Genomic DNA, 24,437 nt, shown 5'->3' with positions numbered 1-24,437 from the left:
AGGAGGGGTTAGTATGAAAGAGTATACTCAATATCCGATGTGGGACGCAACATTGCCATTGGAAGAACGATTAAATGACTTGATTGCGCGTCTGACAACGGAGGAGAAAATCCGATTAATTCCTACACGCGAAGCAGCAGTACCCCGATTGGGAATACCCGGCTACAATGTGGGTGGCGAAGCGGCTCACGGGGTTGCCTGGATAGGTGAGGCTACCGTTTTTCCGCAGCCGCTCGGTCTGTCGAGCACCTGGAATACCAAGCTCATGCGCGAAATTGGTTCCGTCATCGGAGATGAAGCCAGAGCATACCACCATCGTGCACCCGAGCGTCACGGCTTGACCTTATGGGCGCCAACCGTCGATCTGGAACGAGATCCGCGTTGGGGCAGAACGGAAGAAGGTTATGGTGAAGATCCCGTACTGACAGGTGAAATGTCAGCTGCTCTTGTGAAGGGCATGCAGGGTAACCACTCTTTCTATCTTAAAATGGTTGCGACGCTTAAGCACTTTTTTGCCAATAATAATGAGAAGGACCGGTTGAATTGTTCATCCAGCATCGATCCGCGTAACTTGCGTGAATATTATTTAAAAGCCTTCGAGACGCCTTTCGTAGAAGGTGGGGCCTTGTCCATGATGACAGCCTACAATTCGATCAACGGTACACCCGCCATTGAAAGCCCATATGTGAATGATGTGGTCAAGGGTGAGTGGGCCATGCCTGGATTTATCGTGTGTGACGGGGGAGATTTGTCCCAGACGGTCAATTATCACGGTTATCATGCCACGCATGCAGAATCGGCGGCAGGGGCTTTAAAGGCAGGTGTGGACTGTCTGACGGACGAGGTTGACTTAGTCGTATCTGCCTTGGAAGAGGCGCTTGAGCGAAACTTGCTGGAGGTCGAGGATCTTGACCGGGCCATTCGAAATATTTTTGGCGTGCGGATGCGGCTTGGACAACTGGATCAGACGGGACTTAACCCGTATGCTTCGATATCGGAATCTGTATTGTGCGCGCCTGAACATGCCAAATTAAGTTATAGAGCAGCAGCAGAATCTATCGTTTTACTTAAAAATAATGGACTGCTTCCTATCCAATCGGAAAGATTGCAGAAGGTTAGCGTAATCGGTCCCCTTGCGGATGTAGTCTATACCGATTGGTACAGTGGCACACTGCCTTATCGTGTTACCGTTTTGGAAGGGCTGCGTAAGAAGCTTGGCGGTGCGGAAGTATCTTTTGCAGATGGGAATGATCGCATCAGTCTGAAGACAGCCGATCGCAAGGTAATCACGCTTGGGGCGGAAGGAAAGCTTGTTGCCGTGCCGGAAGGCAGTGCAGAAGCTACTGAATTCATTCATCAGGACTGGGGCTGGGGAAGTCACACGCTTCGCAGTGTGAAAAACAATCGCTATGTCTCGTTAACCGAACAGGGTATCTATCAGGCGAATGCACCGGAGATTGGTGGTTGGTTCGTCAAGGAAGTGGTACAGATTGATTCACAGCCGGATGGAAAAAGTACGCTGCGAACGTGGAACGGACTGCCACTAAGGTTGGATGAACATCAGGGGCAACTGGTGCTATCCCCAGCGACGGAACAAACAGACGAAGACCTGATTTCATCTGGTAATCCGGACGCCGTAGAAGGGAAGAAGCAACCTGCTGTGTTTAAGCTGGACGTTGTTGCTAACGGAATAGAACAGGCGAAAAAAGCTGCACAGAATAGCGATGTTTCTGTCGTTGTTGTTGGTAATAGTCCCTATATTAACGGTAAAGAGGAAATTGATCGCCCAAGTCTACAGCTTCCGCCTGAGCAGGCCCGACTGGTAAGAGAAGTCTGCCAAGTGAATCCTAATACGGTCGTTGTCATTGTTGGCAGTTATCCATTCGCACTGCAAGATTTAAAAGACGTGGCTCCGGCAATCGTATACCTTACGCATGCAGGCCAGGAACTGGGGAATGCGGTTGCGGATGTTCTGCTCGGAAACTATGCTCCTGCTGGTAGACTGAACATGACATGGTATGAGGATGAATCGCAGCTTCCAGACATCATGGATTATGACGTTATTCATAACAGTACAACCTATATGTATCATGAAGGTCCAGTCCTGTATCCCTTTGGTCATGGATTGACCTATTCCGATTTTGAGTATAAGGCGATTCGAGTGGAGCGGGCAGAGGGATCTTCTGGAGATGATGTGCTGAAGATTGAAGTGCAGGTTGAGAACAAAGGGGAACGTGCCAGCGATGAAGTGGTGCAGCTGTATGGGCACGCCCAAACTTCACGGGTGAAACGCCCACAACGTCAGTTGATCGGCTTTCGGCGGATTCATCTTGCTTCCGGCGCCGTGGAAAATCTTTCTTTCGAGATTCCTGTTCAGAAACTGGCTTTCTGGGATGTCACTCGAGACAAATATTGTCTTGAAACCGCCGCCTGGTCGATCATGGCTGGACGTTCCTCAGCAGATATTCGTCAGACCGCAGAAATTCTCATCGAGGGTGAAACCATTCCTCAACGAGCATTGAACCTACCTACGTTTGCGGAAAATTACGATGCTTATGCAGGCGTTCTGTTGGATGAGTGTCTGGAAGGCCGTTCAGCCATCCGTGCCATTGTTCCAGGTGAACCGCTGTATAATGAAGGTCGTTCTTCCTGGATTTCATTCCACGACAATGCTTTCCGGCAAGCTAGTGGGTTTGAAGGTCGTGTGGCAGCCTTCGGAGTAAGTGGCGAATTGGAGATTCGGGCTGAAGGTCCAGAAGGCCCGCTGCTCGGCACTTGTGTCGTTCCCGGTTCTGCTGGAACAGTCAACGGAAAGGATCTTCAGTGGAGCACAGTTCGCTGTTCCCTGAAGGTAGAGCGTGAGATTGAACAGCTCTGCATCGTTTTCAAGGGCGGTGCAGCTCTTCAGCAATTTGTACTGAAATAAATGTTGATTTGTTGATCTTCATAATGATAGTGAAAAGGCTGTCCCGACACTGAATTTAGTGCGACAGTCTTTTTGCGCTGTCATCCCAAGTGACCTTTTTTACATAAGCCGTATATTCAACTGCAGAACAACCCACAATAACGTTGTTGTTTTCTGATTCTGTAAAGGTGGTTGAGGCATGAACGATAAAAAGTGGGACCTCGTCGCACTTGCTTCCATTCCGGTAATAATGACGCTGGGCAACTCCATGCTGATTCCCATCCTACCGCAAATTGAGCGTGAATTGAAAGTGTCCTCATTTAAGGTCAGCATGTTAATTACGGTTTATGCGGTCGTCGCAATCCTGCTCATTCCACTTGCAGGATATCTGTCGGATCGTTTCGGCAGAAAAGCCGTCATTATTCCCAGTCTCATCATTGCAGCTGTAGGAGGCGCGGTAGCAGGTGGAGCAGCCTGGATGCTGAATGGAAATGCGGCATACTGGGCCATTCTTGGTGGCAGACTTTTGCAAGGGATAGGAGCAGCCGGAGCTTTCCCGATTGTCATACCATTGGTTGGTGACATGTTTGATGATGAGAACGAGGTGAGTAAAAGCCTTGGCATTATTGAAACTTCGAACACCTTTGGCAAGGTACTAAGTCCGATATTGGGTGCAGCTCTGGCTGTGTGGATTTGGTATTTACCTTTTATGGCTATTCCGGTACTCTGTGTGCTTTCCCTGGTTCTGGTTATTTTCTTAGTGAAAACACCGAAGCGGAAGGAAGAACCAAAAAGTTTTCCCGAGTTTGTGGCTTCCATCCGCAGTGTACTCAAAGAAAAGGGCCGCTGGCTGTATGCGATTTTTGCGATCGGCGGTATTTGTATGTTTGTTCTCTTTGGTGTGCTCTTTTATCTGTCGGAGACATTGGAATCAGAGTTCAAATTAAAAGGGGTACTTAAAGGACTTGTACTTGCCATACCACTGGCTGCCTTATGTCTGGCGTCTTTTTTTGCTGGAAAATGGATAGGAAAGAACAAGACACGGATGAAATGGCTTGGGTTTATCGGACTTGCTGTTTTAACGGTATCCCTCGGTATAATCGGACTTTTTGACAACATCTATGTAGTCGTCGGTTTGTTCACCCTTGGTGGAGCAGGAATAGGTGCTACACTGCCATGTCTGGATGCTATGGTTACTGAAGGGGTGGACAAGGAACAACGGGGCACCATCACGGCGTTATTCAGCAGCATGCGTTTTATCGGCGTGTCTCTCGGCCCTCCTGTCGTGTCATTGTTGATCTCTTCCCACCATTTCCTTTTATTTGGTATTCTCGCCGCGTCCGGAGCGGTGGGAGGATTGCTCACGTTATTGGCAGTCAAGCCAGACCAGGGGAACCAGCCCACATCAGGTAGTGGTCAAAATAATCATGAATTTGAGTATGATGAAGTAAAACAACCCAGTGGTTATCTGCCAGGGAGACGGAAGAAAAGTCCATTCTGAATTATTTTAAGATAAAAAACGCGTTTACTCTGAGGAATGTATTTTCCCTCACAGAGTAAACGCGTTTTTAATGAATTGAAATACAGCAGTGTAGTTGCATCAACTATCTTTTTGCTGAGTAGTTGTGTTTTTTTCGGTTGCAGTCTCAGTAAGCTCATGCCGATCGGAATCCTGCGCAGCGATATGTGTATGAGTCAATAACGGATGCACAGGTACCGCAAAACCTCCATTACGTTTCCCTTGAATCAGGTATATCAGGAGAAATAGAATCATGAACACAACGGAATAACGGTACATATCGGTATAACTGGTTATAGATGCAATAGCGCCCAGCAGAAGTGCTCCCAGAGCAATCCCCAGATCCAGCGTATTCAGAAACATGCCGTTAGCCATACCGCGCTGTGAAGGGGAGACAATCTGAATCATCCAGGTCTGCATGGAAGACTGGATCGAACCATATCCGATTCCATATAAAAATGCAGCGACAAACAAAATGGACATCGACGAGGCGTATGAGAGCATGATCAGTCCAGCAGCGATGAATATCGCTCCGGGAATCAGTAATGCTTTGGGACCTTTACTGTCATAAATCCGTCCTGCAAACGGTCTGACCAGCAGTACAGCGAGAGCATTAAACAAGAAGAACAGTGCAGGATTAGCCAGGTTGGCTTCTTTTCCGTACAAAACGATGAATCCGACCAGTCCGCCATACGTGATGGATAATAAACAATTCAGTATACTTGGCAGAATCAATTTGCGGTTGAAAGGTGTCTTTACTTTGGTACCTGATATCGCAGCTGTTCCAACTGGTGGAGTGGGGACCACCTCATCATTGAGCCTGCGAGCTTTCTTGCGTGTCAGTGAATAGCTGAGCGGATAGATGACCGCGATAACACCTGCCGTACATAACATGAGTGTGACGAAACCGGCACCTTGAAGCACGGTGACCCCAATAATGGGACCCATGGACATAGCGAGACTTGTGGAAAGGCCGAAATAGCCCATGCCCTCACCCATTCGTTTCACAGGCACAATATCCGATGCCATTGTGGGGAAAGCCGTGCTACTCATACCGAATCCGATACCGAACACCATGCGCAGCAATAAAAGGACAGCAATCCCGGCGGCAAAGTAATATCCGAGTGTAGCGAGTAAGGCAATTGTCAGGCCAATATAGATCATGGCATTACGAAGACCCTTCTCCAATGCTTTGGCTGAATAGAGCCGGGCAGCAATGGCGCTAAGGGCAAAAAGACAGGTAAAGAGGCTGACTTCAAAGGCATTGGCGTGAAAACGGTCCTGCACATAAGAAGGCAGTGGGGATACAATCATGTGAAGTTGCAGAAAGAGTAGAAAGTTACATAACATGAGCAGAATAAAATCGGTGGTCCATAGTTTGACTTGTGCTGATTGTGATTTCATTAGTTGTTCATTCCCCCTGGTGTTAAAGTTCGTTACAAATTGCTGTTCATGAGGGAAAGAGTATGCCTAAATGCTTCCATCTGGTCTTCGGGAATACCTTCAATCAGATTTTTATTCATTTCTCTTTCGAGCGGAACAAGCTGGTCGAGCAATTTTTTTCCTTCTTCGGTCAAGTAGAGCAAGTAGGCTCTGCGATCCTGTTCGCTGGTCCGACGATCGACCCAGCCTTTCTTTTCCAACAGATCAATAATACGGGCAGTTGTGGGCTGATCTTTATAGACGCGAGTAGCGACTTCCTTTTGATTTACGCCTTCGCCTCTACCGATGTTGAACAGAACGGAAAATTGCTCTGTTGTAATATCATAGGGCTTGAAACGTATGGCTAGTAAAGCCGACGCCTTGCGATGTGTCATGCCCAGCATGAATCCAATGGATTGATCGAGCGAATAGTCGTTCCCCATATAATCCTCTCTTTCTTTAAGCAAAATAGCCTTAACTCATTTACTTGTTATAACAACTATATGCTAAACAATTAATTTTGTCAAAACGGATTTATGAACATCAGCGCAGTGATAAGATCCGTTCATATGTGAATTCACATTGGAATAACCGTTATGCGAACATTGAAATATGCAAACGTTGGAAATTACTGATAAAATGGAAGTGCCGCTGTATCGCGGTAAATGGGCTACATGATGGTGAGGTTACGAAGACGAATCTGCTCCAGCTAATTCTGGAGCTGACTGAGGAGAGCTGAGTATGCTGAAGAACATTCCCGCAATAATACCTCCGGAACTGCTAAAGATCATGTCTGAAATGGGCCATGGAGACGAGCTGGTACTGGCGGATTGCAACTTCCCCGCAGCTAGTCATGCCCAGCGGCTGATTCGCTGTGATGCGCTCGGTACAGTGGAGTTACTGGATGCCATTTTAAGCTTGTATCCACTGGATACGTACGCTGAGCGGCCGGCAGCCGTTATGCAGGTCGTCAAGGGGGATCAGGTGGTGCCCATCATTTGGGAAGATTACCGCAGGCTGATCCTTGACCATGAGGGTATCACGGAAGCATTTGATCATGAAGAGCGTTTCGCATTTTATGAAAGAGCTTCTCGCGCCTATGTCATTGTTGCAACCGGTGAACGTGCGCAGTATGCCAATTTGATTTTGAAAAAAGGGGTCATTTTCCCAGATACAGATCCTTACCCACAAGCGAAAAAAGTTGAACTGAACTGAATCCAAAGTCAAGGCGACGGGGCGGGAGAAGCCTCGCTCGTCTTTTTGCCTTTCCCGAAACGCAGCCAGTAAACAACAACATACAATATAGGCATGCATTCGATAAGCACGCCATATGTAGCAATGGCGAAAGAACGAATGGCTAATTCGTAAGAAGCCGCGTCTTTTGCATACTGAAGTACATATGAAGCCGCTGTTCCTGCCAGCAGATAGACGACCGTTCTATCCTTCCGGACTCCAGTAAGTTTAGCAAGACAAATGGATGCGACGTATAACAGAAACGAGCTGCGCGTGAACATGGTCGTAGACCAGATGGCAATCAGGAAGGGATCCAGGTTATCCAGAAAATCGCCGTAACGGGCAAAACGTATCATCTCCAGCAAAGGGTAGCGAAGACTGCTGGCTTCGTAAGGTCCAAAATTCATTAAAGTAAACATCCAGAACACGATAATGAATAATGCAAGTGTAGAGCCTGCAAATAACATACTTCGTAGAAGCGGCCGCCTGAAAGCAATGGCAGGGGCGAGGAACAGGAACATCATCCATTCTGAAAACCAAGGCATGGTTGAAATCGAGCCTGTCAATATTTCTTTCAGATCATGATGAGTTACCATGGCAAGAAGTACGTCAGGATTTCCTCCACCCATTACAGCAGGCATGAGAAAAGTAGATGTGAAGACTTGCACCAGAAATATCCCTTCTGATAAATAGACAATGGTAATTAAACCCGAGCGTGCTGAAAGGCTGATACATAAAATGGTTATAGTTGCTGTCAGCCATATTGGTGTCTCGGGTAGATACATGGATTGCAGAAAAACGATGAAATTCTCTACGTCAACTGATATCAAATACAGGCACAGCAACACGATGAGACCGAGGAACAGCTTGTGAACAACCTTGCCCACAATTTCTTCACCAAAATCAATCCAGGGTCGATCCGGGTGAACCGCTCCCAATCTGTATGTGAAAAAGAGAAGGATCAGACTGATTGCAAACCCACCAAGGATGGATATCCACCCTTGATACCCGCTCATTTTGAACAAGCGCTGCAGAAGAAAAGCAATGGGTTCGGAGTAAAGGTAGACAAACATAAAACGGTACGCTTGTCCGGCTGACAATTTGATCATGGCGTGTTCCTTTCTTAGCCAAACAAGCGGTCTGCCCAGCCAAAGACCAGCCTGATGACATCATTGGGATTAGGCCAGCCCGGTACAGAGACAGCCAACGTATTCCACAGCAGAAATATTCCCAGCAGAACGAAATAGGTCTTTTTCATTCCCTTTTTGCTGGACTTGATCATGGGCCACTCCAGTATGTACAATACGGCAAACAATACAACAGCAATCATTGGTTTACCTCCTAAAGTGGCCTGATGCTTCCTCTGTTCCTGTTAGTAGCTGGATTCCGAACCTACAAACTGGATGTTAATCTGGGCATGCACCTTAAACTGCAATTCGTTTTTGACATAATCATTCCAAACGGGACGTAACTGTTCCCAGATGCGAGGATATGCCCATTCCAGGCGATAACCGAGCATCAGAATATCAGCTTTTTTACGTTGGCCGGTTCGTATGGCGTCTGTCAGATGGGCACTTACTTTTTCATTAGCCTTTTGCTCGATCTGTTTGACACCCACAATATCTTTTACCTTGAGAATCGGAATTACGGAATTCAGTTCTGCTTGCCCCCGTAAAGTGATATCAAAGAAAGGCTGTCCATTTACAAGTCTAACCTTGATTTTGGAACTTGTATTATAGACCGTCATACTTGCTTTTTCATCCTCGGTTTCCACGGAGACAGCCAAGGTATCCAATTTACGATTGGCCCAGGCTATACCCCTTGTTTCATCGGCAGAGATTGAATCGACCATTTTCATCTGTTTGAAAAGAGCACCCCCTACCTGGCTGGTCCATTGCTTTCGTCTATTATCCTCACTTGCCATCGCGGTTGATTTTGATTCCAGTAAGGGAGCGACGAAGCCCTGATTCATTTTGTCAGCCATAAGTACACTGAGCATTTGCGTCTTTAACATGTTTTCTTCGGTTGCAAATTCCCTTAACACATCACTGGGTGTTTCTTCGAAAACCGGTGTCAGATCAGCCACGTCTCTGGCTCTGCCTTTGGCAACCATGACGTAACTGCTAAGATGGAACAAAGGTTCACGTGAGATCCATTCCATCGCATCTTGAATTCCCTCTCTGGCGTATGCCTCACCGAATACCACTACTCGTGTGTGCCCCCAGGAAATCTTTCGTGTGAGATCGGTTTGAATTCTCTCCATGGCATCAGCGATGGTGGATGCGGTAGCCGAAACGAGAGCATATGGGTTTTTTCCGGGTCCTCCCGTTCCTTCCGGAGAGATGCGGTTCGGCAGTGGCATACTTAGTGAAATATCAATTTCGCCCGGCTTTTCCCCTTTATCCACATACATGGTCGTAATAAATGTACGTTCATTTATCTCCACTTTGGACCAGCAGCCACTGCACAGTAAAACGCACATCAAAGCGACAATCAGTTTGGGTGTAATCATTAACCTTTTCATGTCTTTTGCCTTTTCTTATTAGCATCTTCGTAAGCTGCTGGTCGCTTCTTCATTAGGAACCAGGGCACACGAACGATCGTATCTTTGATATCACGCAGCACGAGGGGGGCAAATGGCTGCATATATGGCACGCCAAATGAACGGAGACTAACCATATACCAATAAATCATAAAGATTGAAATCACGATGCCGAACAGACCCAGCGTTCCACCCATAAAAAGCACCGGAAAACGAAGCAGCCGGAATGCCAGTCCGAGCTCGAAGTGCGGGATGATAAAGGCGGCAATCCCTGTGATGGACACCACAATGACCAGTGGAGCTGAGACTATTCCAGCCTGTACGGCTGCCTGACCAATAACAATCCCGCCAATAATGGACACCGTTTGCCCCAGCGGCTTCGGAATACGAATCCCCGCTTCGCGCAAACCTTCGAAGGTCACTTCCATAATGAGCGCTTCAATCAGGGCAGGGAAGGGAATGTTTTCTCTCGCAGAAGCGATCGTAATCAGCAGGTTGGTCGGAATGATTTCCGGGTGAAATGTAGTAACGGCGACATAAAAGGATGGAAGCAGAAAAGCTATAAAGGCAAACAAGAGACGAATAATCCTGATAAAAGAGGCAGAATAAAATCGTTGATAATAGTCTTCCGAGGACTGCATTAAAGAGAAAAAAGTAACCGGAATGAGCAGGGAGAAAGGTGTTCCGTCCTGCATGACCCCGATCCGCCCTTCAACCAGTGCAGCTGCAACCGTATCGGGACGTTCGGTATATTGATATTGTGGAAAAGGAGAGAGGGGATGGTCCTCCAGAAATTCAGATAGATAACTGACGCCCAAACTACTATCCATATCAATATTACCAAGGCTCTCCAATACATTTTCCAAAATGTCTGGCTTGCATAATCCTTGGATATAGACTACAAACACCTCGGTTTTGGTATATTTTCCAACTGTGAATTTGATCATCTTCAAATCAGGGTGTTTAATTTTGTGCCGAAGCAGAGACATATTCACATGAATATCTTCAATAAAGGCTTCCTGAGGGCCAACAATTACAACTTCGTTGGTTGATTCCGCTACGGAACGCCTTTGATAATTTTGAAGTGCAAAATGAATCATTCCCGAAATGCCTTCGATGTATAAGGCTGCATTGCCCGATACGATATCAGTAACGATAGCTTCTGGTGAATTCGAGTGATGGCTGTTCAGTGTGAAAAATGATCCGGTCACGACACGAGTAATGAATTGATGATCTATTTCATTTCGAGAGGCTTCCTCAAGCAATGGTTTAACGATGGCTTCTCGCATAGTAGGGGTATCCACAATGGACTGAATATAGATGAGTTCACAATGAAAAGGTCCAATTTGAAAAGGCTGATAGATCATGTCGGCAACACCCAACAGACTAGCTCTAACCTGTTCATAGATATTGTCTTTTTCCATTTCAGTTTCGCCTCCCTATGCTGTAATGCTGAGCCTGTAATCTGACTATAGTGTGCGACGCTTCCAATGAAATATACTTTTAAGTTTAGATTATCGAAATATATTACAAACTTTGATGCAGAAGATGAATGGGGAGATCGTGAAATCTGCTTTAAAATAAGAGGGTGGAATTAAGCAGGGAGACGTTTTATATAAGGAGTTGAGTTAAAGATGGCGTATCGGATTAGACGTGCCGAGCTTAGCGATGTTAACGGAGTAGCACAGTTGTTCAATGAGTATAGGATGTTTTACGATCAGCTTACTGATTTGAACGGAGCGAATGAATATATTAGAGAACGTATGGAACGCAATGAATCCGTTATTTTAATTGCAGAATCGGAAGTGGAGACAGAAAAGGAAGAGGAGTGCAGTTTGACGGATAAACTTTTAACGGGTGATTTTGGTGGATTTGTACAGCTGTATCCCAGCTTTAGTTCAGTGTCCATGAGGACAATCTGGGTACTTAATGATCTGTACGTACATGCGGATTATCGACAGAGGGGAATTGCGCGTAAGCTGCTGCAAGCTGCAAGACGATGGGGAAATGAGAGTGGAGCTGTGCGAATAGTGCTCTCTACGGCGATCAGCAACAAGAAAGCTCGGGCATTATATGAGTCGGAAGGCTATACGCTGGACACCAAGTTCATGTATTATGAACTTCAGATATAAGAAAGACTTGGAGAACCCTGAAGTTCAGGATAAGCAGGAGGGATTAACACAAAATGATGCAATGGATAGCCATGATCACGATGTTGATCGATCATATAGGGGCCGTCTTTTATCCACAGGTGGGGGAGCTAAGAATCATAGGGCGGATTGCTTTCCCAATCTATGCTTTTGCCGTTTATATCGGTTATAAACATACTCGCAACGTACAAAAATACATATGGCGGTTGTTCTGGATAGCAGTGATCTCTCAATTACCTTTTATGGCGGCTTTTAATCATTTTTCGCTGAATGTGGTATGGACATTATGGTCTGCTCTGCTTGTATTGCTTGTGCTCGATAAACTTCCGGTCCGTTTGCTGGGAATTCCGATTGTGATCGTGGCTGGTTTGGTCATGGAGATGACCCACATGGATTATGGTATGTATGGCCTACTGCTTGTCTTGCTATTCCGTTACTTCCAGGGCCCAGTACTGGTAATGGCTCATCTGCTCTTAAATGTGCTGTATATTTATCTGCACAGCAGCTCTATTCAGATGTATAGCGTGATTGCTACGGCAGGAATTGCAATGGCCCAGTATTATAACGCAGGCTTCCGCCTGAAGGGTCCGCGTTGGATTTGGCGTTATTTCTATCCTGCACATTTGGCTGTCATTGCTTTGATCCGCTTGATTTGAGATTTCTTTACGTAGAAAAGAAGCCACCTTATCCGTCATCATTGACGTTGAGGTGGCTTCTTTATATTCATTAATGGATGCAATATATGCATTCACTTTATTGAATTTATTCCATCGTTGGAGAAGTGCCAAACTGCGGTCGAACGGCCTTAGGGAAATAACCAATCTCGATGGCATGTTCCAGCATTTTTGAGATGAAACGGTCATCTGTTTTTGCACATATAATGCCGGCTGGTTCCACATAAGCAGTTGTTACAGGAGAGGCATACACGTATGCAGAATCCTTTGCACCGTCTCCTTCAAGCTGGGCGATAGCCAGTTGAAGCGCCTCAGGGTCCTTGCTGACACTGCCATCGAACAACCAGTTGGTATACTCTGCAAAAGGCAGAGTCTCCACTTCATAACCGGCCCGATTCACAGAACGAATCAGATCATCGTAGCTGATAGGCTCCGGATTACAGATGTGGAATACACGTCCTGCTGTATCCTGGCGTAATGCCAGATGTACAATGGCCTGACTTGCATAATTAATAGGTGTAAAATCAACCATCCAGTCGGCTGCCGGTGCTTTACCCAGCAATAACATTGCTTTAATCATACGATAAAAGGCATTACTATCGATATTAGATTGGAAACGACCCGTCTCGGAATGACATGTCAGGTTACCTGCACGATAGATGCTCACAGGTACACCTTCTTCAGCAGCAATCATAAGCACTTTCTCAGCTTCAAGCTTGCTGTCGGAGTATAGGTTTTCCACATGCAAGTCGGCTGGGAAGCGATCGTATTGCAATGAGGATTCCCACTGTCCACTGAGTGCAAGATCTTCCGGTATGCCCATCGTGGATACATGGTGGAAGGAGGCACCTGGCTTGCTACGAACGAGCTTAAGCAATGCGGTGGTTCCATCCACATTGGTTTTGGCGAATTGTGCTGCATCCCCGAAATGTCGTACATCCGCAGCACAGTGTATTACACGGTCAATTCGTTCTTGTACGTAAGTTGTCTGCTCGACTGAAAGACCGAGATTCGGTTGCTCCAGATCGCCTTCGATAATCTCGACGCGGGATACGAGGAGGGGTAGCAGTTCTGGTCCAAAGTAACTTTTCATAACGCTGCTCAGTCGTTCCATCGCAGAGCTTCCATCTGCTGGGCGGCGAACAAGAGTATAGATGCGTGTATTCGAAGTTAGAATCAACTGTTGCAGCACATGGGATCCAAGATATCCGGTAGCCCCGGTCAGGAGTACATGCTCGGGATTCAGAATTTCAGGATATCCAATCTGGGATTTCAGCTCTACAGGATGTTCAGACAATTGGGTAATTACGCCGTTATTCCCTGAGGAATGGGCAGTTTCTTCTGTAGTTTGAGCCAGCTTCTCCACGCGTTGCGCCAAGGCACGAATCGTCTTCTCGGCAAAAAAGTCGGCAATTTTCAGCAACGGATAATGCGGTTTAAGAATGACCAGCACATGGATGACCCGTAGAGAGTCACCGCCAATGGCGAAGAAGCTATCCTCCACACCAAAGTCATCGTGCTGAAGAATTTCTTTCCATGCTTCCAGAATAATCGCTTCGGTTTCCGTCTCTGGCAGTACCCGATCAGGTCGATCTTCATGACGCTCTACGTGAGGCAGAGCTACCATCGCTTTGCGATTGATTTTGCCTGTCGGTGCAATCGGCATTTCATCAAGCTGGCAGATCCATTTGGGTACAAAATAGGAAGGAAGCTTCACCGTTAGCTCCGCTTTAATGTCCGCAACGGAAAGTGTACTGCCATCTTTAGAAGTAAAGTATCCTACGAGCATGTTTTGACCATCAGATTCCTTCTTGGGAATCACGGCAACATCCTGAACCTGATCCAGACGGGCAAAATGATCCTCGATCTCTCCAATCTCAATCCGGTGACCCCGGATTTTTAACTGAGAGTCGCTGCGTCCTACATATTCCAGCAGTCCGCTATCGAGCATTTTGGCAATATCGCCAGACTTATAGATTTTCTCATCAATTGCAAATGGATTATCAACGAATGCCTGTTCTGTACGCTCCGGCTGGTTCAGATAACCTTTGGCTAGAGCGGGTGTTGCTATATATACCTCGCCAGGAACGCCTACCGGGCATAACTGCTGTTCTTCATTAACGATATACACTTTATAGTTATGAATCGGTCTGCCGATTGGAATGTTAACAACACTTTCCGGAACTTGCTCGCTAATTCGGTGAGTCGCTGTTGCTACTGTACATTCCGTAGGTCCGTATACATTGACGATATCAATTTGGTTGCCGAATTTGCGCTGGAAGGCGCGAACCTGCTCACCATACAGTGCTTCTCCAGCCACGGTAATGATTTTGACTTTGGCCAGCTTGTGGAAGCCTTCATCAGACAGGAAGGAAGCAAGCTGGTTGAAAAAGATGGTAGGCAGTATTGTAATAATCGTTGTACCTGTGCGCTCAATGGCACTTGCAAATTCTTCAACGGATACACGTTCTTCCGCCGACAACAGGTACAGTTCTGCTCCGTAGAACAAGGCGCCAATCGTATCCCACACTGATGCATCGAAGCTGTATGTAGCAAACTGGGTTAATACGTCACCTGGCTGAATATCGCAATCCCGTTGCACCACACTACCAAGATTGGCAACACCTCGATGGGCGATAAGTGCACCTTTCGGTTTGCCAGTAGATCCCGAGGTATAGATGATATACGCCAGGTCGTCTGGTTGAATATCCAGATTGGGATTGCTTGCTGCGAATCCGGCAAGGCGTCCATCCACGGCCAGGATTTGGCGAACGGTAGTAATTCCTGAGAATAACCGTGAAGCTTCAGGTAAAGAGGACTCTTTGGTTAGGACAAAGGATGAAGCTGTATCTTCGACAATATAACTGTTGCGTTCTTGTGGATGCTCAGGATCGACAGGGACGTATACTCCGCCAGCTTTGAGAATACCGAGCAAAGATATAATCGTTTCCAGACTCCGCTCCATAAAGATGCTGACGAATTCTCCTTTTTGCAATCCGTTGGATAACAGCACACGGGCTACCTGATTGGCACGTTCGTTCAATTCTCTATAGGTGTACCGGCCAGTTGGTGAAGTAATTGCTGGAGATTCAGGATATTCGGCTGCTGTTGCTTCGAACCAGCCATGAATTGTCTGATGCTCTGGTTCGAGAACGGCGGTATCATTCATTTCTCGGTATAGCAATCGGTCTGAGGCGGATAAAATGTCCACTGTACCGATGGCCTTGTCTTGGTCACGCAGCATAGCCAAAAGAAGAGTCTGATAATACTCTGCATATCTTGTGACCGTAGATTCATTTAGAAGTGAACTGTCATAGAACAGATCCAGTGTGAGCATATCCTGATCATCACGGATATTCCAATTTAACAATTGAGGAGCTTTAGGCAGCTGTACACTGTTATACATGAACAGCGTTTCCGGATTTCCTCCCGCTTGGAGCGTGTAATGAAGCTGGAGTTGATCGGAAATCTGATGAATCAGTTCATTAAAGGTTAATTTACCTTGAATTTGCAATAACACAGGGGAAGCTGCCTGATCGGGAGCCAGCGTGCCGATGGCAAGTTCCTGCTCAGCTGATAAACGGAACAACAGGGCTGCGTAGGCAGACAATAATGCTGGATACACACCCTCTGACCCGAATTTTTGTTTCAGTTCCCGACCCAGGGACGATTCCAGTGAAAGATGAGCAGACTCATAAGTGAATGATTGTTGACGGCGCCCAAAATCCAGTGGAATCTGAAGAACCGGCAGGCTAGATTCCACTGTTTGGGGAGATGATGATTGATTTTCGACCACTTCAGTTGTTCCTCCTTGGTTCAAACCGTTCAAGTTGTGGGTTGAATTATTGTTTACTTACATTAAAATGCGAAATCAGTTCTTGCAGTTCCTCAGACATGCTGTTCAAACGGGTAGAGGAATCAACAAGTGTAATCAGTGATGCTTTTTGTTCATCAACAGATGAAGAAATCCGTTCACTATTATCAGCTGTCTTACTCACACTCGCAGACAAATCATCCGCAGTTGCGGTCATTTCTTCTGTACCTGCAGATATTTCTTCTGTAGCACTGGATACTTCCTGGATCTGATTCGATACTTTCTTGGCTGCTTCCAGAATCTCTTCGAACAACTGACCCGTTTGATCAGCTACGCTGAGCCCTGTATCCACTTCAGACGTTCCTTGTTCCATCGCACGAACGGCTTGTCTAATTTCAGCCTGAATCTCCTGGATCAGTACGGCAACCTGGCTCGTGGATTCTTCAGACTGCTCAGCAAGCTTACGTACTTCACCTGCTACAACCGCGAATCCTCGACCTTCTTCACCAACACGTGCTGCTTCAATCGATGCGTTGAGTGCAAGCAAGTTCGTCTGGCTGGAAATGCCTGAGATGATACTTAGAATATCGCCAATTTCCTGCGAGCGGCTCTCCAGAACCTGAATGGCCGATGCGGTGTTTTTAACAGATTCCGTAATCAGATTCATCTGTTCGGATACCTGACGAACCACACTGTTTCCTTGTTGGGATCGACGTTCCATCTCATAGGCCTCGTCAGCTACACTCGCTGAACTGCTGGCAATAGTCTGAATGACGACAGCCATCTCGGACATCGCACGGGCACTATCGCGGGTCGCCTGTTCCTGCGCACGAATGTTGGATGTAATCTGAGTAACATTACTATTAATAGTATCAGCATTCTCGCTGTTTCTCTCGGAGACTTCATACAGTTCCTTGGCAGACTCGTTAACTTCTTGCGAAGTGATTTGTACTTTGACGATGGTATCGTTGATCTTGCGAACCATGGTATTGAACTTTTCGTTCACAATGCCCAGATCGTCTTTGCCTGTCGGAATTTTGACATTCAAATTACCCCGGCTTACGTCATCAATCCCTTTGATCAGGTGACGAATAGGGGAGAGCGTGTTTTTGACAACAAGATATTGGATAATCAGGAACAACAGCAGGAACGCTACCAGGATGATTATTCCGTTCTTAAGCAATTTGTTCAGTCCGGCAGGTACTGCTGATGCGTCTGCATCGACTGCAAAGTAAGAGTAAATCTTGCCATTACTATCCTTGATCGGATAAGCAATGGTTGTCCAGGTTCCGAAGTCGTCGGAATAAAATGTGGTGAACGTTGGGCGATCCGTATTCACCATTTCTTTCAGTGCATTTGCCACAACGACAGGCTGTTCATACATGTCGCCGATATTTACATTTTCACTCTGGAAGGCTTCCTTCAGATTGGTTGGCATGGCAACCAGGGAAGTTAACCGCTTGTTATCTCCACCCAGCTCTACACCAAAGATGTAGGCTTGTGCAATGTTGGGATAATATTGTTGCATTTCATCGAAATAGGCACGCAATTTGGTTTGTGCTTTTCCATCGTAATTGGCTTCTGTAATAGCAGCCTGTACTTCGGTGGAATCAATGCCCTCTGCCCATTTTTTGGTGATTTGTTCTACTTGACCATGTAGCTGGTCAACGAGAATCGTTTTTTGAAAGTAATAGCTGCTGGCAATAAGTGCCACGCCGATAATAATGATGTTAGTAAATGAAAGTAACAGATTTTTGGAGAAAAAAGACATGCTTTTCCAACTTAATGATTTCACTAAAGTCCACTCCTGATCTTCTTTGAATTGATAATATGCTGAAGTCTTCATGATGCAAATTAAGTCATTCCCGTATCCCCTCCAAAGGTATAATATGCGACCATGGTCTTGGGTTTCTAGTCGCTATGTAGAGATATTTTTACCTAGATACCCATGGGTGTCTAATTATTAAAACACATCTATACTTAATATGTCGTATAAAATGTCGTCAAATTGAATAGTTTTGTTAAAACTTTTTTAATATTTTACGTATTTATGGACATATGAAGGAGTGATTTAGGTATTTAGAACTGTTTATTTAAAATAATTCCCATTTTTTAGTTTCATTCTGTATTCTATAACATGGTGGGTTAAAAAACATCCTAAAACATTGAAAAAATAGTGAAAACGACAGAAAACGGACTTTCTTCTGCCACACAAATCAGATATCAGGGAGGAGAAGCTAACCAAGAATGTACATAAGCAACATCAATGATACATGTGAAGCGGAGAAACAGGCCAAGTTTTCCAGTTCAACAAGTCATGCACAGATATACATCGGAAGCGGTTTTATCTATAATAACTACAGTATGCATTTCTCAAATCATGAGCAGGCGGGGGTTTATAGATGAATCTTAAACAGATAGCAGCTGAACGCGCGGCAGAATATGTTCAAGATGGAATGAAGGTTGGATTGGGTACAGGATCAACGGCGTATTACGCTATTTGTCGAATTGGTGAGCGAGTACGTGAAGGGTTGAACATTCAGGCTGTAGCTACTTCGGAAGCATCGGACAAGCTCGCCAAAGAGTGGGGAATTCCGATCGTTCCATTTGATCAAATTGGACGTCTGGATCTTACCATTGACGGTGCAGATGAAGTTGATCCTGAGTTTAACCTGATCAAAGGTGGCGGCGGGGCGCTTTTGCGTGAGAAAATTGTAGCTGCAAACAGTGACAAACTGATTATTGTGGCGGATGGCAGCAAAGCCGTACAAAAGCTGGGGAAATTCCCGTTGCCAGTTGAAGTGGTTCCGTTTGCTTCAGAATGGACCTTCCAGGCGCTGGAGAAACTCGGATGTCATCCGGAATGGCGTATGGATGGGGATCAACGTTATCTTACGGATAATGGAAACCTCATTGCAGATTGCCGCATGGAAGCCATAGAACATGCTGCGGAGCTTAACGTTCAGTTAAATATGCTCCCAGGTGTTGTCGATAATGGATTGTTTATCAAAATGGCGGACACCGTCATTCTTGCGAAGGATGATGGCAGCATCGATGAGCGTCATCGTTCATGAACGGAAAGTGAGGTCATTGCATAGATGAGGGAAAACCCGTTAGTGGATGGTGAGATTGTTCTTCGATGTGTGGAGAAAGAAGATCTGACTGAACTCTATGAATTGATCTACAGTGAAGACGTACCGGAATGGAAGCAATGGGATGCGCCATATTATGCCCTTGAACATGAGAGCTACGAAGACTTCGAACGGAGCATGTTAAGAAGACTTGAAGCAACTCAGAGCAATGTTGATCCGGACTCCATTCGAATTATTGAGCTGAATGGACGAATCGTCGGTACAATCAGCTACTATTGGGAACATCGTCCATCCATGTGGCTGGAAATGGGAATAGTGCTGTATCGTTCAGCCCAATGGGGGCACGGGATCGGCACGCGAGTACTTCAGATATGGTCCAGCTACTTATTCGAGAAATTGTCCTTGGCCCGGGTTGGGTTGACGACCTGGTCAGGCAATGAACGGATGATGCGTTCAGCTTCGAAGGCGGGACTGCAGGTAGAAGGACGCATGCGCAAATGCCGCATCGTGGATGGCAAGCATTATGATTCGATTCGTATGGGAATGCTGCGCGAAGAGTGGGAGCAGATACGATCTTCAGGCGCAGCTCGAAATGTAAACAAGTGATGGAGGATTAAGAAATGCCGAACAACGAGGACAATCGGGAACTGTCTTTACAATTATTTGTGGTTCTCGCTCGCGCATATAATTCCGTTACATCCAGATCCAATCGGGATATCCAGAGTCATGGACTGAATACAACAGAATTTGGCGTGCTTGATTTGTTATACCATAAAGGGCCGCAGGCGTTGCAAAAGATCGGTGAAAAAGTGTTAATGTCCAGCGGCAATATCACGTATGTTGTGGACAAGCTTCAGAACAAAAATCTGCTGATTCGTCGAGCATCCAAGGAAGATCGGCGTGTCATATACGCTGAATTGACGGAGGAAGGAAGACATCTGTTCACACAAATCTTTCCTCAGCACCACCAGGTGATCATTGATGCGGTGGATGGGCTGGAACCTTCGGAAAAGGCGGATGCGATTCGTTTGTTAAAAAAGCTTGGTCTCGCCGCAGAGGGGAAAACTGACTTGCGTTAATAACGCAGGTCAGTTTTTTTATATGAATGTATGCCATTCGTCGTTCATGTATAATGAATAAATAGGTTGTATTTGAACGGGGACGATCGAGGCTGCTGAAGCTGCTGCAAGAGATTGAGAAAGCCTTTGTATAAGCAGTAGGGCTTAATTCGCGATTAGGAGAGTGATCATGTGATGTCTAATGAACATGGAGAGAAGAACTCATCGCACAAAACGATTGAACCGTTATCCAATCAGATGGTTCACGGCAAGGGGAGCCAAGAGCAGAGTTGTATATCTCTTCCGATATCAATCTTGCTTGCAGATGATAACGCCATCAATCGGCAAGTTGTGAAGATGCAACTCAAAAGGCTGGGCATGACGCAAGTGGATACCGTCTCTAATGGGGAAGAGGCTAGCGAGGCCTTTCTTAGCAATAAGTATAGTATGATCCTGATGGATAACATGATGCCTGTAATGGATGGACTGGAGGCTACACGTCATATCAGAGCCATAGAACAGGATAAGATGTGGCACCCTATTCCGATTATTGCGATGACAGGAAATGTGATGGATGGAGAGAAAGAGAAATGTTTTGAAGCCGGGATGAATGATTTTATTGGTAAACCCTTCACGCTTGAAGCTCTAAACAACGTGATTCAGAAGTGGCAACAAGCATCACAGCCCAGAGAAATTACGAAATGATAGATAGTATACATACTTGTTTCACGTGGAAGATCGACTGAAAGAGAGGGGGATGTTCATGTTATTATACAGCCTTGCGGTTCTGGTGCTGATCGTTCTTGCCTTACTATGGTTAGGTGGACTTTACTTCTTCAAAACCGCCATTCGGCGTGCTCCAAAATCATTTCTGGTTGACAATCCGAATCTGATGCCCGAACCGGATAACGAAATAATAAGCAGTGCGTCTGACTTGACGTGGCTTGATACGCAGCCAATCGAAGATATATATGTTGAATCCCATGATGGATTAAAGCTGCATGGAACATGGCTTCCTTCCCCCAACGGATCGCAGCATCCAACGGTTATCCTGGCGCATGGTTATTCGGGAAAAGGCAGAGAGATGGCGGGCTTTGCCCGCTTTTATGCTGAAAAGCGGGGCTACAACGTGCTGATGCCGGATGATCGGGTTCATGGTCAAAGTGAAGGCAATATCATCGGATTCGGCTGGCTGGACCGTAGAGATTATGTTCAGTGGGTCCATTGGGTTCTGGGCAAGGTCGGCACAGAGACGGAGATCATCTTGCATGGAATTTCGATGGGAGGCGCTACAGTATTAATGACAGGTGGTGAAGCTCTCCCTGATCAGGTGAAGGCCATCGTATCGGATTGTGCGTATACCTCAGTGAAGGATGAACTGACCTTCCAGCTCAAGCAGCTATACAAGCTGCCCGCATTTCCATTTATACCCGTTACCAGTCTTATCTCTAAATGGAAGGCAGGTTACTTCTTTGGGGAGGCATCGGCACTCAATCAACTCACCAAAGTTCAAGTTCCTGTTCTTTTTATTCATGGTGAGGCAGATAGGTTTGTTCCGACAGAAATGGTTTACAGACTATATGAAGCTTGTCCGACAGAAAAAGAACTGTTGACTATCCCCCGTGCGGGTCATGGAACAGCGTTTCAAGTGGATCGTCCCCGATACGAGGAGGTGCTGGAATCCTTTTTGACAAAGAACCTATCGAATTCTTCTGCAGTATCATCATTCATCTGATTGCAATAAAGCAACCTGGGTATTAAGTAGAAGATGTCCTTAAGGGGAGGTGCAAGATGCCATATACACCTAGAGTTTGTTCATATTGTCATGAAAAAATGGCAGAGAATGAGTTCAAATGCAAATCTTGCGGCAATCTGGTTACTACCAAAACGGTTCAGCCTGAACAACCGCACATGATTGAAAATGATGAATTGATATTGGATCGATATTCAATTGTGTTGCTTGTTCTGATGACACTGTTTCTTCCTCCGGTAGCCATGACCATCGGCGGCGTGATGTTATTTAGTGACAATACGTATAAGCAGGATACAGGTAAATTACTCGTAACTGGGGCATTTGTAGTGATGGTCATTCTCACCATTATTCTCTTTGCAGTTTCGGGGACATTGACGATTAATATCTAATCTATGGAGGTGCTTTTATGGCAAATGAACAATTTGAGGCTGCACGGAAAGCAGAGGCAGGTTACCATTCTAACTTCTATCAGAATAATGAATTATTCGCGTCCGGTACCTGGATGGCGAGGCCCATGCCTATGGTTATGGATATGTTGGAGCGTCTGCTTGCCCATAAGACGGAACTGCGAGTTCTCGATTTGGGATGTGGTGTAGGCAGACATACGATACCCATTGCACAGCGTCTCGGGCAAACAAACAGTGAAGTTATCGGGGTGGATTTGCTGGATGAGGCTGTAGATGGACTTCGCAAATATGCGAAAGAATATCAGGTTGATCATATCGTGCAAGCAGAGAAAGCAGATGTTGAGCATTACGCTATCGAGCCGGATCATTTTGATTATATTGCTGCTTGCTCTTGTCTGGAACATGTATCAAATAAACAAGCTTTAGTGGAAGCTATTGAACGTTTGCAAGCGGGAACCCGTACAGGCGGCATTCATTGTATCACGATGAGTACAAGTGTAGAGGAAAAGGAAATCAACACAGGACGGGAGCTTGAGCCGTTGATTGAATTGAATCTGCCCACAACGGAGGCTATCGCATTACTGGAGAAGGCTTATACGGATTGGAATATCCTTCTTCAGGAACATGTAACACAGACGATCGAAGAGGAAAAATATGATGAACCGACACAGTTCCGTTGTGAACTGCTTCGTTTCGCTGCACAGAAGCAGTAGCAGCCTGCCGGGATCGCGTAGTAAGGTCCCGGCAGTTCGTATTACTCGGTAGCTTAATAGGAACATCACGAGAAGCATCATGGGACAGGGGACATCATCACACCAGAACATGGGGGATCAGAATGAGTACATATGTGATTGGGATGGATGGCGGGGGAAGCCATACACGTGTAGCATTAGCCGATGAGAACGGAAAGGTTTTGACTTATGTGCAAAAAGGCGGTTGCAACCGCTATCATGATGCCAATGCAGAGCAGAATGTATTGGAGGGCATTGCTGAAGCCATTCGCGGAGCTGGGTTAGAAGTGAATCAGATTGCTTCTATTCAGGCGGGGATGGCAGGCCTGGATCGGCCTGAAGATACAGTCTGGGCTGAAGCGTTACTCGCCCAAACCGGTATATTAGGCAGAATCAGCGCAGTAAATGACACACATATTGCACATACGGCAGCTTTTGGCGGTGAGCCAGGCATTGTAGCTATTGGAGGCACAGGCTCTCTGATTCTGGGTAAAACGGAACAAGGGACCTGGCTCCGCAATGACCAGTTTGGCCACTATGCGCCAACAGCAGCTCGTTTTTTGGCTTATGACGCGGTGCATTCCATCCTTGCGGGACGTTATGGTCCGCAGGACCAACCCTGGATCGAACAGCTATTAGCCTATTGGAATGTAACTTCGATTCCGGAGCTTGCTGCACTGGGCGTATCAGGTTTTGCTGAAAATAGACAGGCCATCAATCGGATATTTGGTCAAATGGCTCCTTTAGTTACCGAAGCAGCAGCCGAAAATATTCCCCTTGCGGTCAGAGTATGTGATTCAGCAGCGGATACGGCCGTTGTGGGTATTCTCATGCTTGCATCATGTTTTGAAGATCAACAGGTGCGCATGACGCTTACAGGAAGTTGTCTGAGTACACCTTATATGGTGGAGGCCGTTCGAAAGGGGCTGGATGCAGCCTATACACCGGGTGGACAACAGATTCATTACATTACCAGCCATGTGCCGGCAGTCGGAGGTGCGCTGCTGGATGCATATCATTTGGCAGGAATTCAGGTGCCGGAAGGCATCACGTCTGATCTCCAATCGGAACTGAAACGGCATACGACTTGAACTTTTAAAGGCTAACGACTACAATACGATAACGGAATCAAGCAAG

General features: G+C 46.2%; 21 protein-coding genes. 13 read left to right on the top strand and 8 right to left on the bottom strand.

Annotated elements, in window-relative coordinates; genetic code table 11:
* Nucleotides 1-13: 13 nt before the first annotated feature.
* A complete protein-coding gene (locus tag MHB84_RS02015) occupies nt 14-2,926 on the top strand; it encodes a glycoside hydrolase family 3 C-terminal domain-containing protein (RefSeq protein WP_076289436.1) in 2,913 nt (970 codons plus the stop codon).
* 178 nt (nt 2,927-3,104) lie between these two features.
* A complete protein-coding gene (locus MHB84_RS02010; RefSeq protein ID WP_076289437.1) occupies nt 3,105-4,406 on the top strand; it encodes an MFS transporter in 1,302 nt (433 codons plus the stop codon).
* 99 nt (nt 4,407-4,505) lie between these two features.
* Here the strand turns inward: MHB84_RS02010 and MHB84_RS02005 are convergent, their stop codons facing one another.
* Both MHB84_RS02005 and MHB84_RS02000 read right to left on the bottom strand, forming a co-directional pair.
* Complete coding sequence (locus MHB84_RS02005) at nt 4,506-5,828, bottom strand: MFS transporter (RefSeq protein ID WP_076289438.1); 1,323 nt, start codon at nt 5,826-5,828, stop codon at nt 4,506-4,508.
* Nucleotides 5,829-5,860: 32 nt separating this feature from the next.
* Nucleotides 5,861-6,289, bottom strand: coding sequence for a MarR family winged helix-turn-helix transcriptional regulator (locus MHB84_RS02000; RefSeq protein ID WP_024630121.1), 429 nt, complete (start codon nt 6,287-6,289; stop codon nt 5,861-5,863).
* Nucleotides 6,290-6,587: 298 nt separating this feature from the next.
* Here MHB84_RS02000 and MHB84_RS01995 point away from each other — a divergent pair, with 298 nt between their 5' ends.
* Nucleotides 6,588-7,061 (top strand): RbsD/FucU family protein, encoded by a 474-nt coding sequence (locus MHB84_RS01995; RefSeq protein ID WP_076289439.1) that lies wholly within the window; start codon nt 6,588-6,590, stop codon nt 7,059-7,061.
* 8 nt (nt 7,062-7,069) lie between these two features.
* On the opposite strand, the gene MHB84_RS01990 is transcribed toward MHB84_RS01995, so the two are convergent.
* From MHB84_RS01990 to MHB84_RS01975, 4 genes are read right to left on the bottom strand one after another with little or no spacing between them, the layout of a single operon-like run.
* Complete coding sequence (locus tag MHB84_RS01990) at nt 7,070-8,188, bottom strand: GerAB/ArcD/ProY family transporter (protein WP_076289440.1); 1,119 nt, start codon at nt 8,186-8,188, stop codon at nt 7,070-7,072.
* A 14-nt stretch (nt 8,189-8,202) separates the two neighbouring features.
* Nucleotides 8,203-8,409, bottom strand: coding sequence for a hypothetical protein (locus MHB84_RS01985; RefSeq protein ID WP_076289441.1), 207 nt, complete (start codon nt 8,407-8,409; stop codon nt 8,203-8,205).
* A gap of 42 nt (nt 8,410-8,451) precedes the next feature.
* On the bottom strand, nt 8,452-9,591 hold the full coding sequence (locus MHB84_RS01980; protein ID WP_341142995.1) for a Ger(x)C family spore germination protein: 1,140 nt from the start codon (nt 9,589-9,591) through the stop codon (nt 8,452-8,454).
* A gap of 8 nt (nt 9,592-9,599) precedes the next feature.
* On the bottom strand, nt 9,600-11,045 hold the full coding sequence (locus tag MHB84_RS01975; RefSeq protein ID WP_076289443.1) for a spore germination protein: 1,446 nt from the start codon (nt 11,043-11,045) through the stop codon (nt 9,600-9,602).
* A gap of 210 nt (nt 11,046-11,255) precedes the next feature.
* On the opposite strand from MHB84_RS01975, the gene MHB84_RS01970 reads away from it, so the two are divergent.
* A complete protein-coding gene (locus MHB84_RS01970; protein WP_076289444.1) occupies nt 11,256-11,753 on the top strand; it encodes a GNAT family N-acetyltransferase in 498 nt (165 codons plus the stop codon).
* A 53-nt stretch (nt 11,754-11,806) separates the two neighbouring features.
* Nucleotides 11,807-12,427 (top strand): TraX family protein, encoded by a 621-nt coding sequence (locus MHB84_RS01965; protein WP_256716828.1) that lies wholly within the window; start codon nt 11,807-11,809, stop codon nt 12,425-12,427.
* A gap of 106 nt (nt 12,428-12,533) precedes the next feature.
* Here MHB84_RS01965 and MHB84_RS01960 read toward each other — a convergent pair whose 3' ends face one another.
* Both MHB84_RS01960 and MHB84_RS01955 read right to left on the bottom strand, forming a co-directional pair.
* Nucleotides 12,534-16,241 (bottom strand): non-ribosomal peptide synthetase family protein, encoded by a 3,708-nt coding sequence (locus MHB84_RS01960; protein ID WP_076289445.1) that lies wholly within the window; start codon nt 16,239-16,241, stop codon nt 12,534-12,536.
* A gap of 46 nt (nt 16,242-16,287) precedes the next feature.
* Entirely contained in the window at nt 16,288-18,030 is a 1,743-nt protein-coding gene (locus MHB84_RS01955) for a methyl-accepting chemotaxis protein (RefSeq protein ID WP_076289738.1), read from the bottom strand.
* A gap of 631 nt (nt 18,031-18,661) precedes the next feature.
* Between MHB84_RS01955 and rpiA the strand changes: the two genes are divergently transcribed.
* The 8 genes from rpiA (at nt 18,662) to MHB84_RS01915 (ending at nt 24,391) form a co-directional block, all read left to right on the top strand.
* Nucleotides 18,662-19,333: a ribose-5-phosphate isomerase RpiA gene (rpiA, locus tag MHB84_RS01950; RefSeq protein ID WP_076289446.1), complete on the top strand. Its 672-nt coding sequence runs from the start codon at nt 18,662-18,664 to the stop codon at nt 19,331-19,333.
* Between the two features lie 24 nt (nt 19,334-19,357).
* On the top strand, nt 19,358-19,957 hold the full coding sequence (locus tag MHB84_RS01945; protein ID WP_076289447.1) for a GNAT family N-acetyltransferase: 600 nt from the start codon (nt 19,358-19,360) through the stop codon (nt 19,955-19,957).
* Between the two features lie 14 nt (nt 19,958-19,971).
* Nucleotides 19,972-20,430 carry a MarR family winged helix-turn-helix transcriptional regulator gene (locus tag MHB84_RS01940; RefSeq protein ID WP_024630132.1) on the top strand — a complete coding sequence of 153 codons (459 nt, stop codon included), beginning with the start codon at nt 19,972-19,974 and terminating at the stop codon, nt 20,428-20,430.
* Between the two features lie 174 nt (nt 20,431-20,604).
* Nucleotides 20,605-21,114, top strand: coding sequence for a response regulator (locus MHB84_RS01935; RefSeq protein WP_076289448.1), 510 nt, complete (start codon nt 20,605-20,607; stop codon nt 21,112-21,114).
* Nucleotides 21,115-21,172: 58 nt separating this feature from the next.
* On the top strand, nt 21,173-22,144 hold the full coding sequence (locus MHB84_RS01930) for an alpha/beta fold hydrolase (RefSeq protein ID WP_083678913.1): 972 nt from the start codon (nt 21,173-21,175) through the stop codon (nt 22,142-22,144).
* A gap of 56 nt (nt 22,145-22,200) precedes the next feature.
* A complete protein-coding gene (locus MHB84_RS01925) occupies nt 22,201-22,551 on the top strand; it encodes a hypothetical protein (protein ID WP_076289449.1) in 351 nt (116 codons plus the stop codon).
* Between the two features lie 17 nt (nt 22,552-22,568).
* On the top strand, nt 22,569-23,282 hold the full coding sequence (locus MHB84_RS01920; RefSeq protein WP_076289450.1) for a class I SAM-dependent methyltransferase: 714 nt from the start codon (nt 22,569-22,571) through the stop codon (nt 23,280-23,282).
* A 122-nt stretch (nt 23,283-23,404) separates the two neighbouring features.
* Nucleotides 23,405-24,391: an N-acetylglucosamine kinase gene (locus tag MHB84_RS01915; protein WP_076289451.1), complete on the top strand. Its 987-nt coding sequence runs from the start codon at nt 23,405-23,407 to the stop codon at nt 24,389-24,391.
* Nucleotides 24,392-24,437: the final 46 nt, after the last annotated feature.

It is taken from the genome of Paenibacillus sp. FSL F4-0087 (assembly GCF_038020215.1).
GTDB classification, from domain to species: Bacteria; Bacillota; Bacilli; order Paenibacillales; family Paenibacillaceae; genus Paenibacillus; species Paenibacillus taichungensis.
Note: the sequence above shows the minus strand (reverse complement) of the source record. Positions and strands in the feature narration are given on the sequence as shown.